11 protein-coding genes, 1 tRNA gene and 1 other RNA gene are annotated in these 12834 nt (G+C 37.8%); 9 read left to right on the top strand and 4 right to left on the bottom strand.

Translation table 11 applies throughout. From position 1 onward, the window contains the following. Nucleotides 1-40 precede the first annotated feature (40 nt). From V1L66_RS22735 to V1L66_RS22710, 6 genes are all read left to right on the top strand, one after another. Nucleotides 41-2452, top strand: coding sequence for a heavy metal translocating P-type ATPase (locus tag V1L66_RS22735; RefSeq protein WP_333006618.1), 2412 nt, complete (start codon nt 41-43; stop codon nt 2450-2452). A gap of 208 nt (nt 2453-2660) precedes the next feature. After that, on the top strand, nt 2661-3296 hold the full coding sequence (locus V1L66_RS22730; protein WP_036075169.1) for a deoxynucleoside kinase: 636 nt from the start codon (nt 2661-2663) through the stop codon (nt 3294-3296). Continuing rightward, nucleotides 3296-3964 carry a deoxynucleoside kinase gene (locus V1L66_RS22725; RefSeq protein WP_004233968.1) on the top strand — a complete coding sequence of 223 codons (669 nt, stop codon included), beginning with the start codon at nt 3296-3298 and terminating at the stop codon, nt 3962-3964. Before V1L66_RS22730 ends, V1L66_RS22725 begins: the two co-directional genes overlap by 1 nt. Nucleotides 3965-4041: 77 nt before the next feature. Next, nucleotides 4042-4581 (top strand): TIGR00730 family Rossman fold protein, encoded by a 540-nt coding sequence (locus V1L66_RS22720; RefSeq protein ID WP_374116343.1) that lies wholly within the window; start codon nt 4042-4044, stop codon nt 4579-4581. Between the two features lie 137 nt (nt 4582-4718). Next, on the top strand, nt 4719-5627 hold the full coding sequence (locus V1L66_RS22715; RefSeq protein ID WP_333006617.1) for a methyl-accepting chemotaxis protein: 909 nt from the start codon (nt 4719-4721) through the stop codon (nt 5625-5627). A gap of 109 nt (nt 5628-5736) precedes the next feature. Further along, complete coding sequence (locus tag V1L66_RS22710) at nt 5737-6357, top strand: RraA family protein (protein WP_036075174.1); 621 nt, start codon at nt 5737-5739, stop codon at nt 6355-6357. A gap of 45 nt (nt 6358-6402) precedes the next feature. Here the strand turns inward: V1L66_RS22710 and V1L66_RS22705 are convergent, their stop codons facing one another. From V1L66_RS22705 to V1L66_RS22690, 4 genes are all read right to left on the bottom strand, one after another. Further along, a complete protein-coding gene (locus V1L66_RS22705; RefSeq protein WP_016995246.1) occupies nt 6403-7677 on the bottom strand; it encodes a cation:dicarboxylate symporter family transporter in 1275 nt (424 codons plus the stop codon). 92 nt (nt 7678-7769) lie between these two features. Then, nucleotides 7770-8648, bottom strand: a complete 879-nt coding sequence (locus tag V1L66_RS22700; protein WP_036075176.1) for a response regulator — start codon at nt 8646-8648, stop codon at nt 7770-7772. Then, on the bottom strand, nt 8649-9908 hold the full coding sequence (locus V1L66_RS22695) for a sensor histidine kinase (protein ID WP_258860930.1): 1260 nt from the start codon (nt 9906-9908) through the stop codon (nt 8649-8651). A 126-nt stretch (nt 9909-10034) separates the two neighbouring features. After that, nucleotides 10035-10127, bottom strand: a tRNA-Ser gene (locus V1L66_RS22690). 168 nt (nt 10128-10295) lie between these two features. On the opposite strand from V1L66_RS22690, the gene ffs reads away from it, so the two are divergent. The 3 genes from ffs to V1L66_RS22675 all read left to right on the top strand — a co-directional run bounded on the left by ffs (nt 10296) and on the right by V1L66_RS22675 (nt 12824). Next, an RNA gene (ffs, locus tag V1L66_RS22685) (signal recognition particle sRNA large type) lies at nt 10296-10563 on the top strand. A 141-nt stretch (nt 10564-10704) separates the two neighbouring features. Beyond that, nucleotides 10705-12489, top strand: a complete 1785-nt coding sequence (dnaX, locus tag V1L66_RS22680; RefSeq protein ID WP_333006616.1) for a DNA polymerase III subunit gamma/tau — start codon at nt 10705-10707, stop codon at nt 12487-12489. A 20-nt stretch (nt 12490-12509) separates the two neighbouring features. Further along, nucleotides 12510-12824, top strand: a complete 315-nt coding sequence (locus tag V1L66_RS22675; RefSeq protein WP_004233957.1) for a YbaB/EbfC family nucleoid-associated protein — start codon at nt 12510-12512, stop codon at nt 12822-12824. The last annotated feature ends 10 nt before the right edge of the window (nt 12825-12834 follow it).

Genomic DNA, 12834 nt, shown 5'->3' with positions numbered 1-12834 from the left:
ATATATACCCCTAGTCGGTATAAGGAGAGGTGAAAGGTAAATGAGTTCTGATCATAAGGAAGCTAATTTGCAAATTACAGGGATGACATGTGCGGCCTGTGCCACTCGAATAGAAAAAGGGTTAAATAAAATGGATGGTGTAGAACATGCAACAGTAAATTTAGCACTTGAAAAATCATCTATTAAATATGACCCAACTAAACTAAGTGAAGCAGATTTTGAAAAGAAAATAGAAGCACTTGGCTATGGTGTTGTTAAACAAAAAGCTGAACTTGATATTACAGGTATGACATGTGCAGCCTGTGCAACTCGCATTGAAAAAGGGTTAAATAAACTAAGTGGTATTTCCTCTGCTAATGTCAACTTAGCACTGGAAAAAGCGATGATTGAGTTTAATCCTTCGGAAGTATCCATCTCAGATATCATTACAAAAGTTGAGAAGCTAGGCTATGGGGCACATCAAAAGGCAGATGAGCAGGAAACAGTGGATCATCGTGAAAAAGCTATCAAACAGCAACAACATAAATTTATTTTATCGGCAATACTTTCTTTACCACTGCTATGGACGATGGTTGGTCATTTTTCCTTTACGTCATTTTTATATGTTCCAGAATTTCTAATGAATCCATGGGTCCAAATGGTATTGGCTACGCCAGTGCAATTTATTATTGGTAAACAATTTTATGTAGGGGCATATAAAGCATTACGCAATGGTAGTGCAAATATGGATGTGCTTGTTGTTATGGGGACATCAGCGGCCTATTTCTATAGTGTCTATCAAGCGATTGTAACGATAGGATCACATCACGGTCCACATCTTTATTTTGAAACGAGTGCTGTATTAATTACACTTATTTTATTAGGTAAATTATTTGAGGCAAAGGCAAAAGGACGCTCATCTGAAGCCATAAAAAAACTAATGGGACTCCAAGCAAAAACAGCTATCGTTGTACGTGACGGTGTAGAAAAAGAGGTCCCATTAGAAGAAGTCATCATTGGTGATGTTATTTTAGTGAAACCAGGTGAAAAAATTCCTGTAGATGGTGAGGTAATAGAGGGGACAACAGCTGTTGATGAATCGATGTTAACAGGAGAGAGTCTACCAGTTGATAAAAAGCAAGGTGATCTATTATTTGGCTCAACGATTAACAAAAATGGTTTTATTAAAATGACTGCAACAAAGGTTGGCCGAGATACAGCATTAGCACAAATTATTAAAGTGGTCGAAGATGCACAAGGATCGAAAGCACCTATTCAACGTTTAGCAGATCAGATTTCGGGTATTTTCGTACCTATTGTTGTTGGCATAGCCATTGTCACTTTTTTAATTTGGATTATTTGGGTCCGTCCAGGTGAATTTACACCTGCTTTAGAGGTATTAATCGCAGTTCTTGTCATTGCTTGTCCATGTGCACTTGGGTTAGCAACACCGACTTCAATAATGGCAGGCTCTGGACGTGCAGCTGAATTTGGTATTTTATTCAAAGGTGGAGAACATTTAGAGCAAACACAAGGCATAGATACAGTTGTTGTAGATAAAACAGGAACGGTGACACATGGTAAACCTGAGCTTACAGATGTTTTGTTAGCGCCAGAGCAAGATGAAGCACGCTTTTTATCCTTAATCGGCGCAGCAGAGAAGCAGTCAGAGCATCCACTAGCAGAAGCCATTGTTCAAGGAATAGAAAAACGCGGCATAGCTTTAGGTGATGTTCAATTCTTCGAAGCAATACCTGGTTATGGTGTGCAGGCAACTGTCTCAGGTCAAGGTATTGTCATTGGCACACGTAAATTAATGCAACAATATGGAATTGGTATTAATGATATTTTACCAACAATGGAGCAATTAGAACGAAACGGTAAAACAGCCATGTTAGCTGCCATCAATGGGCAATATGCGGGTTTAGTCGCTGTGGCTGATACCGTGAAAGATACATCAAAAGAAGCTATTCGTCGTTTACAGGATATGGGCATTACGGTCATTATGATGACAGGTGATAACGAACGTACTGCTCAAGCAATTGGAACAGAGGTAGGCGTGAATCATGTTATTGCCGAGGTCTTACCCGAAGGTAAAGCTGATGAAGTGAAAAAACTTCAAGCCCAAGGGAAAAAAGTGGCGATGGTAGGTGACGGTATTAATGACGCACCTGCCTTGGCAACAGCGAATATTGGGATGGCAATTGGTACAGGGACAGATGTGGCGATGGAAGCAGCAGATATTACACTTATTCGTGGAGACTTAAATAGTATCGCGGATGCCATTCTAATGAGTAGAAAAACAATGCGTAATATTAAACAAAATCTATTTTGGGCATTTGCTTATAATACATTAGGTATTCCAATTGCTGCACTCGGTCTGCTTGCGCCATGGGTAGCAGGTGCAGCGATGGCCTTTAGTTCAGTATCGGTTGTATTAAATGCACTTCGTTTACAACGAGTGAAATTATAAGAAGGTATAAAGGCATCGGGAAGTAGATTCTCGATGTCTTTTTTCTATGTCTTTTTTCTATATCATCAGGAGAATACCACAGGTAAATTTACTAGAACAATAGGTTGATTCTGTTTTTCATTTTCCTACTATGATAAAATGAAAGGTACTGATTCATTTTATGTAGGACACAATGATCGAATCCATAGAACAAAAGGAGGAGCTTCTGGTGACGGTTCCATTTGTTACGGTAGAAGGTCCGATTGGTGTTGGCAAAACCTCTTTATCGAAAGAGATAGCAGCGACATTAAATTACCATCTATTAAAAGAAATTGTAGACGAAAACCCTTTTTTAAATAAGTTTTATGAAAACATTGAGGAATGGAGTTTCCAAACGGAAATGTTCTTCCTTTGTAATCGCTATAAGCAACTAACCGATATAAAAAAATTTCGTTTAGCACATGCCAAACCTGTTGTAGCAGACTATCATATTTTTAAAAATTTAATATTTGCGAAGCGTACATTGGCACCAACTGAATACGAGAAGTATGAGGAGATCTATAGAATTTTAACGAAAGACATGCCTGTTCCGAATGTAGTGGTTTATTTACATGCCAGCGTTGAGACATTAATGAAGCGTATCGCTATGCGAGGGCGAGAGTTTGAAAAGATGATTTCACGTGATTACATGGAGCAGCTTGTGGCCGACTATCATTCTTTTATCGAGCATTTTGAGAGCATGCATCCCGAAATTCCAGTTATTCAATTTAATGGAGATCAGCTTGATTTTGTAAAAAATCCAAATGATTTAAATCATGTTTTAAAAATAATTAAAGATACGTTACAACAAAGGAGTTTGCAATAATGAATTTAAGAGAGAAGTACGATATTCCACCACAAACGGTTATTACGATTGCTGGTACTGTTGGGGTAGGAAAATCGACGATGACAAAGGCTTTAGCAGAGGCACTGAACTTTCGTACCTCGTTCGAGAAAGTAGACACAAATCCATACCTTGATAAATTTTATGAGGACTTTGAAAAATGGAGCTTTCATTTACAGGTCTACTTTTTAGCAGAGCGCTTTAAAGAACAGAAGCGTATTTTTGAATATGGTGGAGGATTTGTACAAGATCGTTCTATTTATGAGGATACTGGCATTTTTGCTAAGATGCATTATGATAAAGGAACAATGAGCCCAACAGATTATGAGACGTATACAAATTTGTTTGATGCAATGGTGATGACACCTTATTTCCCACATCCAGATTTGCTTGTCTATCTTGAAGGACCTATTGATGCAGTTATTGGACGTATTCAAGAGCGTGGACGTACAATGGAGCAACAAACACCCAATGATTATTGGATAGAAATGCATGAACGCTATGAAAATTGGATAAATAATTTTAATTCTTGTCCAGTTCTACGTTTAGATATTAATGATTATGATTTATTAAAAAATCCTGATGCCATTGAATCAATTGTGAGCCGTATCAGTCATATGCTAAAACAAACAAGCCATTTACGAAAATAAAAGTAAAATAAATGACCAAAAAACGTGAGACAATATATAGCCAATTGTTTCACGTTTTTTGAATAGGAGGGATTATTATAAGAATCGCAGTGTATTGCGGATCCGGTTTGGGTAAAAGCCCTATTTATGCAGAGAAAGCGGCTGAGCTTGGTACAGCGCTGGCAAAAAACGGTCATGGGGTTGTCTATGGTGGTTCTAAAACAGGCCTAATGGGGAAGGTAGCCGATGCTGTTTTAGCAGCAGGGGGAGAAGTGATTGGTGTGATGCCAACACATTTACAAAAGCGTGAATTGGCACATGCCTCATTAACAGAGATTCATATTGTAGACTCTATGCATATTCGTAAAGCTAAAATGGCCGAGTTAGCCGATGCCTTTATTGCTCTGCCAGGTGGCGCAGGGACTTTAGATGAATATTTTGAGGTATTTACTTGGGCTCAAATTGGGCTTCATACAAAACCTGTCATTTTATATAATGTCCAGGGATTCTATGATGCGCTTCTACAGCATTTTAAAATAATGCTAGAGGAAGGCTTTATACGTGCTGAGCAAAAGAAGTTTCTACGTGTAGCGGCTACCTCTGAAGGGATTTTACGTATATTAAAAAAACATGGATGAACATTCTCCATGTTTTTTACCTTGATGCAGCAGGTGCACTAACATCGTTGCAATTACACTCAGGCATAATTGATGTAATATAAAAGTAAAATAATTAAATTTTAAGTAAAAAAATAGTAATGGGTGGGGTGTTGTTTATGTATAGTGTAGAGGCTCAAGTAACCGATGATTTAGTAGTACAGGCTATTGAACGAAATATAGCTATTATACGCTTCGATATGGAGAGAAGAGTGGCATATGTCAATGAACTATTTGCTCAAACATTAGGCTATACAGTGCAGGAAATGCTAGGAAAACATCATAAAGACTTTTGTTTGCCTGACTTCGCAAATAGTATGGAGTACGATAAATTTTGGCGCAATCTAACGGCAGGAAACAGCTATCAGGACAAAATAGAAAGAATGGATGCTAAAGGTAATATAATTTGGCTGGAAGCGACATATATGCCTGTTTTCGCAAATAATACAAGAAAAGTAATAGGTGTATCCAAAATAGCTACCAATATTACTGAACGACAGCATGAAATAGTTAGTGTTGCTGACAAGTTGAAGGGCATGTCTAATAAGCTTTACCAGCGTTCGGAGGCAGGCATTCAAAATAGCCAAGATCTACTAGAAACCATTAAAGTGGTTTCTAAGGAATCAAATGAAAATGTAAGTAATCTTGTGCAGCTTCAGAAACAAGCAGATTCTATTAAAGGAATTGTCAAGACGATACAAGAAATTGCTTCACAAACTAATTTATTGGCACTAAATGCAGCGATTGAAGCTGCTAGGGCTGGAGAATATGGTAGAGGTTTTGATGTAGTGGCGAAAGAGGTACGTAAGCTTTCTGTAAGAGTTGAACAATCTATTTCAGAAGTGAAGGATAATGTGGAGGGCATTGAACGAGAGATTGGTCAGGTGACTGACAGTATTACAAAAATAGCTGAAAAAATAGATAAAACAAATGAGCAAATTACTGTCACAGCTAATGACTTTAGTGAAATAGCATCTGCTGCTGAAGCCTTAGACGAGCAATCAAAGCAATTTGTCGAAATTATTTAATTCTAATAAGTAGATGTTCTGACTACTATTTCCGAGATATATTGAAATAGTAGATGTTTTTTATTTACAATAATAGAGTAAGTCATTAATCATAATAGGGGTGTTATGTATGACAAAAGTAGAAGTAAGCTTTCAGCATTTACCAACAACAGCTATTTCAGATGCAACAGGCGGGCATACCAATTTGCGAAGTGATATTAAGCCGTTAGCAGACCATTTTAAAGTTGCGGGGCGAGCTGTAACTGTACGTTTACCAGATGGTGAAAATGGGGCAGTTTTGGAAGCGATAAGGGCTGCAAATGAAGGGGATATTTTAGTCATTGATGCAAAGGGAAATACTAACCGAGCTGTTGCTGGAGATTTTGTGATCTCCTTAGCAAAAGGGATAGGTGTACAAGGTTTTGTTGTGGATGGCGTAATCCGCGATATTGCAGCAATTCGTGAATTAAATTTCCCTGTATTTTCGTTAGGCACTACTGTAGCTGCGGGCAATAAAAACGGCGGTGGTCAAGTAAATGTACCGATCGCCATTGGAGGAGTTACGGTTCATCCTGGAGATTATATTATTGGGGATGTGGATGGTGTAATTGTTGTGCCACAGCAAGATGCTGAAAAAATTGTTGTAGCAGCAGAGGCTAAGCTTGAAAAAGATGAAAAACGTGCTCAAGAAGCACATGCCAATGGAAAAGAATCAATTATCGCTTATTTAGATAAAGTAGTAGCAAAATAAAAAAACCCTCACGATGCCATCCAACATCGTGAGGATTTTTTTAAATTACGCTAAATTTTCATTATCATTAAAGTAATTTTTCATTTTTTCTCGATCGAAACGGCCTTCCCATTTAGCCATTACTAAAGACGCTAATGAGTTACCAATTACGTTAACAACTGTACGTCCCATATCAAGAATACGGTCAATACCAGCAATAAAGGCTAGTCCCTCAAGTGGAATACCTACAGTACCTAAAGTTGCTAGAAGTACTACGAATGATACCCCTGGTACACCTGCAATACCTTTAGATGTAACCATTAATACAAGCATTAACGTAATTTGTTCACCAATGCTTAGGTGAATACCGTACATTTGTGCAATAAATAATGCTGCAATGGCTTGATATAATGTTGAACCATCTAAGTTAAAGGAGTAACCGGTTGGTATAACAAAAGATACAATATCCTTTGGCGCCCCTAATTTCTCCATTTTCATCATAATACGTGGTAGTACAGCTTCAGAACTTGCTGTTGAGAAGGCTAAAATTAGCTCATCTTTTAACACTTTAATTAAATAGAAGATGCTGATTCCTGCGAATTTTGCCACAAGTCCAAGAACGACAAAGATGAAGAACAGCATTGTTGCATAAACAAGAATAGCTAATTTGGCAAGTGGAACCAGTGAAGCAAACCCATATTTGGAAACGGTTACACCAATTAGACCAAATACCCCTAGTGGAGCGAATTTCATTACGAGGTTTGTTACCCAGAACATAGCATCTGCTACCCCTTGGAAGAAGTCTAAGACTGGTTTCCCTCGATCACCTACTGCAGCAACCCCTAAACCGAAAATAACTGAGAAGAAGATAATTGCTAGCATATTACCTTCAGCCATTGACTGAATAATATTTGTTGGGACAATGCCTACAATGATATCAAATGGTCCCTCATGCTGTACTTCCTCAGTTGTTGATACATACTTCGAAATATCCCCTTGAGATAATTCATTCATGTTAAGACCTGCACCAGGTTGGAAAATATTTGCGGAAAGTAATCCAACTACGATTGCAACTGTTGTAATAATCTCAAAGTAAATTATAGATTTCCCGCCTAATCGTCCAAGTTGCTTCATATCTCCAGTACCAGCAACACCAACGATTAATGTCGAAATAATAATCGGTACAACAATCATCTTAATAAGATGTAAAAATATATCCCCTAATGGTTGTAGATATGTCTCAATTTTGGGGTTTCCGTAAAAGATACCACCAACAATGATCCCTAAAATCAAACCGATTAAAATCTGAGCGGCTAAGCTGACTTTAAATTTCTTTTTCAAATCCTTTGTACCTCCCCTAATATTAAATTTTTAGGACACGCCTTACTTTAATAATACGGAGGACTTATGGAATCCGACAAAATCCGAGAAAATTAATTTACTTTTGTTAAAATGTCTGAATATAACACTTGAATAAACTTCTTAATATTTACCTTTGCTTTACGATTATCGTGATCTTCAATCTGTGTCATGAGCTGACGAATTTCTTTAAAATCAAAGTAGCGAGGGGCATAATACTCGAATTCTGAGTTTGTATAATCAACAACCCCTAAATTAGCGAGATTAATCATGGCAGCTAATATTGTTCGACGCACACGTTGCTCGATGGCTTTACTTTCTTTTAAAATTTCATCTGGTGTAGCCTTGGTCACAGCTGCAATTTCTTCATAAAGCTCTTTTAATGGAGGAAGGGGTGCAATCTTGTGTTGGTGAGCAAGTAATGTTTCTATAATGGCAATGATATCCTCACTACCGATTTCCCCGACAATCCCCATATCATTTAAAATAGATTGAATATGGTCTCGTGATGTAGCTTTATGAGCCTTTTGTTCACTTAACTCAATGTTTGTAAGAGATTGACGTATCACTAATAGTGAGTTTTTAAGTCGAAATTGTTCAGTTGTTTTTTTCAAAACATTCTCGACTTCAATACGATTGATTGGTTTATGAATGAAGAAATCAATTCCTTGCTCATAAGCTTCACCAACCATTTCCTTATTCACTACCTGTGAAATCATAATAAATTGTCCCTCGAACCGATTTTGCATTAGTTGTTCTACAGTTGCTATACCATCAAGCTTAGGCATTAGTAAATCAATAAGCACAAACTCTGGCTGCGTCATTAAAATTTGTGGAATAGCATCCTCACCATTGCGAGCCTCACCAATAACTGTGCCTAACCCGCTATCCTCAATAATTTGCTTTAACATAACACGACTTGCACGATCATCGTCTACAATAAAATACCTCATTTAAGTCTCTCCCGTTTGAATAGTTTGCGTAGGAATTATGATTTTAAACGTTGTGTATTGATTGTTTGATTCAACGGTTATTGAGCCTTTTAATTTTTCTACTAGTTCAGCAACATGTGAAAGCCCAATGCCAGTTGCTGCAACACCATCAACATTGAATTTTGTGGTGTATCCAGGTTCAAAAATAACAGAAATATCTGCTTGTGAAATCCCTTGTCCATTATCACATACTGTTATTACAGTATTATCTTCTTGGCGCTCAATAGCAATAGAAATGATCCCCTGCTCTTTAATAGCCTCAACAGCATTGGCTGATAAATTATTTAATAGAGCAAGGAGTGCAATATGATCTTTTGTTTGAAAATCGAAGTCTATACATGTATTAAATTGTATTTCCTTCCCAAGTAATTCCGCATATTTCCTATTACCTTCTTCAATATAATGCAATAATTCAGATAATACAAAAGGGCCAAAGCTCTTTTCACCAACAATCTTTGAAATACCAGCATATATCCGTTGAGAATCCTTTTTCACTTCATGGATTTCCTGGGCAATATGAAGCGCTTGTAAACTTTCTGCTCGAAAACCTAGAGCCTTTAGCTGTCGATATAATTCATAACCACTACCTGTAATCGTTTCAATATGATTCATTGATTTTTTTAAATATAGTGTTTCAACATAGAGGTCAGATCCAATATTAAGCATTTCTTGTACCCGCTTTTTTTGTTCAGCAATCAAAATCGAACTGTAAATCCCTACTACAAAAAAGCTACGTAATAATGCTACCGCTAATAGGATCAAGAGGTCATGGAGAAATAAAAAATTATACGTTTGGACAAAAAAGCGGAAAATCTGTTCCGCTAAATTACTAATGACCTCACTAAAGGCAACGAGTAAACCAAGTTTTAATGGTTTTTCTCTGTATTGTTGAATATTTAAAATTTGCAGGCATAGTGCAAACAATACATAAAATAAACCGGCTGGTAAATGGTTAAATATACTCTCAGAAATCGGAACATCATGTAATGCCGAATTAAAAACCCGAAAAATAGTTGTCACAATACTGGTAGCTACACCAGCTAAAATAATAGGTGTAGGTTTAATTAATGTACATAAAAAGAAGACAATTGTTCCTAAACCAAAACGAAAAGTTGTATTCGCAAAAGGCATAATTTTTATTTCACTACCAATTGCAGTCATAACAGCAATTATGAATATCCAAGTAAGGGAAGCACGCGTCATAAGTAATTTCGATTGCAATTCAACAACCTCCCATCATTGATATAATAAAAAATACCACAACCGAGGCGGAAGTGGTATCTAACAAGTAATACATACAATTTAGGCAAAAAAAAACGGCTACATTCGTAGTCGGAAATTTAAAACTGGAGGAGGTAGAGGGATTCGAACCCCCGCGCGGTGTTACCCGCCTGTCGGTTTTCAAGACCGATCCCTTCAGCCAGACTTGGGTATACCTCCATGTTATGTTGCTCTGTTGTCTTATCGACAAAAATAAATTTATCATAACTAGAAACAAGCGTCAATATATATTTTGAAAAATTTTTTATTGTTTTAATCACGAGTAGCGAATAAATAATTTGTGCATTAAGTTGCAATTTATACAAACAGTCAGTATACTAGTTATTGCCGTGCTAGGTGGGAAGGTAGCGGTGTCCTGTAACTCGCAATCCGCTCTAGCGAGACTGAATTCCTTTTTCGAGGCTGTCCGTATTGTTTGGTCTGCCTTTTGCACGTAGTGTTGACGATTGGGTCCTGCGCAATGGATACCCATGAACCATGTCAGGTCCGGAAGGAAGCAGCATTAAGTGGTCTTATTCATGTGCCGCGGGGTTGCCTAATCTGAGCTAACGACAAGAGTAACGCTTATGTGCGGCTGTCAAGGAAAGGTGCACGGCATTAAATTGCCAATTCAAAGCATCCGTCTATTATAGGCGGATGCTTTTTTATTTTAAATTTAGCAACTTCATTTTCTATATAATGCAGCAAATGCTATAATAAAACTATTCAATTAAATGGAGAAGGAGAGAGGAAATCAGTGACGTATCAAGCATTTTACCGTGTGTATCGACCGCAATCTTTTCGAGAAATGTCTGGTCAGGCACATGTCAAAAGAACGCTACAAAATGCTCTCCTAGCAAATAAAACAACACATGCTTACCTGTTTTCTGGGCCCCGTGGTACAGGGAAAACAAGTACGGCTAAAATCTTTGCGAAGGCCTTAAATTGCGAACATGCACCATCGAAAGAGCCGTGTAATGAATGTGCTACATGCATAAGTATTACAGATGGTTCTCATCCAGATGTAATTGAGTTTGATGCAGCCTCGAATTCACGTGTTGAAGAGATTAGGGATATCATAGAAAAGGTTCGCTTTGCTCCGGCAAGCAGTAGATATAAGGTGTATATCATAGATGAAGTGCATATGCTTTCTACAAGTGCTTTTAACGCTCTTTTAAAAACATTGGAAGAACCACCTCCCCACGCTGTGTTTATTTTAGCAACAACAGAGCCTCATAAATTGCCTGCAACGATTATTTCCCGTTGCCAGCGCTTTGATTTTAAACGACTTTCTACTAATGATATTATTGAACGGATGAAGGTTGTTTTAGAAGACATTGACTTACCATATGAAGAACAAGGTTTAAAGGTGATTGCACAATCTGCCGCAGGAGGAATGCGTGATGCTTTAAGCTTATTGGACCAAGTTGTGTCTTTTAGTGGGGAAAAATTAAAACTTGAGGATACGTTGCTAGTTACAGGTTCTATTAGTCAGGATATTTTTTATGAATTGGCTGAGGCACTCAAAGTGAAAGATGTTGCGCAAATGCTTGCGCTTTTAGAGCAACTTATAGCTGACGGTAAGGACCCTTTGCGACTCTCAGAGGATTTAATTACATTTTTCCGTGATTTATTATTACTTCAAACAAGCGATGATTTAGCTGAACTTTTAGAGCTTGTGTCACCTGAGGAACGTGTATTTACATTAGCACATGAGTTTGCACCAGATTTGCTTTATGGTTATATTGATATACTCGCAAAAACACAGCAGGAAATGCGTTTCTCTCACCATACGAAAATCTATTTAGAGACGGCTTTGCTTAAAATGGTTCAGTTTTCGGGGGGAGTAACCCATCAATCAGTGGCCACAAACGAAACGATGCAAAGCCCTGAGCTCACTCAAAAAATTATAGATCTTGAGCAAATAGTTCAGCAATTATCCTTACAACTGCAAACAGGGACACCTGTGCAAGCGTCGGCAGCACAAAAAGAGCAACGACCCCGAGCTAAAAACCCGAATGGTTATAAAGCACCGACAGGTCGTATTCAGGAAGTGCTGAAAGATGCAACAAAGCAAGATGTGCAACGCATTAAGTCCATTTGGGCACAAGCCTTAAGTCAAATGCAAAAATCTCAATCGGCTCTTTTAGCAGAAGCCGAACCTGTTGCGGCATCTTCAAGTGCTTTTGTGTTAAAATTCAAGTATGATATTCATTGTCAGATGGTTGCCGACAACCAGTCTTTAAAGGCTCACTTTACACAATTAATTGCAGGGCAAACTGGTACAATGTACGAGATGCTATGCATACCAGAAGAATCATGGTTAAAAATGCGTGAAGAGTTTATTCGTGATCATGGTCTGCAGCAAAAGAAATCACAGACTGTATCAGACCATGGAGAAGAATTATTAGAGCCACCACCGGCAGAAATGCCAGAAGAACCATTTATCGATGATGCTCAACCTCTTGCTTCACAGGATCCGCTTGTGACAGAGGCTGAAAAGCTCTTTGGTAAAGATTTTGTAGAAATTATTGAAGATTAAATTTTTAGGAGGAAACATTTATGCGTGGAATGGGAAATATGCAAGGTATGATGAAAAAAATGCAAAAAATGCAAAAGGAAATGATGGAGGCTCAAGAAGCTTTAAATGCTGAGCAATTTGAAGGTGTTGCGGGCGGCGGTATGGTGAAAGTAACAGTTTCTGGTCAGCGTGAAGTAGTTTCAGTAAATCTAGATGAATCTGTAGTAGACCCAGAAGACATCGAAATGTTACAAGACCTAATTGTTATTGCAACAAATGAAGCGTTGAAAAAGGTAGAAGAAAAAACAAACTCAACTATGGGTAAATTCACTCAAGGCTTAAACCTTCCATTCTAGGAGGTATTCA

It is taken from the genome of Lysinibacillus sp. IITD104 (genome assembly GCF_036698265.2).
GTDB lineage: Bacteria > Bacillota > Bacilli > Bacillales_A > Planococcaceae > Lysinibacillus > Lysinibacillus boronitolerans.
This window is presented reverse-complemented; position numbering and strand designations above follow the sequence as displayed.

What these genes read in the sequence shown, in the direction of transcription:
- V1L66_RS22735 (WP_333006618.1), top strand. Translation starts at nt 41, where the DNA reads ATGAGTTCTGATCATAAGGAAGCTAATTTGCAAATTACAGGGATGACA.
- V1L66_RS22725 (WP_004233968.1), top strand. Translation starts at nt 3,296, where the DNA reads ATGAATTTAAGAGAGAAGTACGATATTCCACCACAAACGGTTATTACG.
- V1L66_RS22715 (WP_333006617.1), top strand. Translation starts at nt 4,719, where the DNA reads ATGTATAGTGTAGAGGCTCAAGTAACCGATGATTTAGTAGTACAGGCT.
- V1L66_RS22710 (WP_036075174.1), top strand. Translation starts at nt 5,737, where the DNA reads ATGACAAAAGTAGAAGTAAGCTTTCAGCATTTACCAACAACAGCTATT.
- V1L66_RS22700 (WP_036075176.1), bottom strand. Translation starts at nt 8,648, where the DNA reads ATGAGGTATTTTATTGTAGACGATGATCGTGCAAGTCGTGTTATGTTA.
- V1L66_RS22675 (WP_004233957.1), top strand. Translation starts at nt 12,510, where the DNA reads ATGCGTGGAATGGGAAATATGCAAGGTATGATGAAAAAAATGCAAAAA.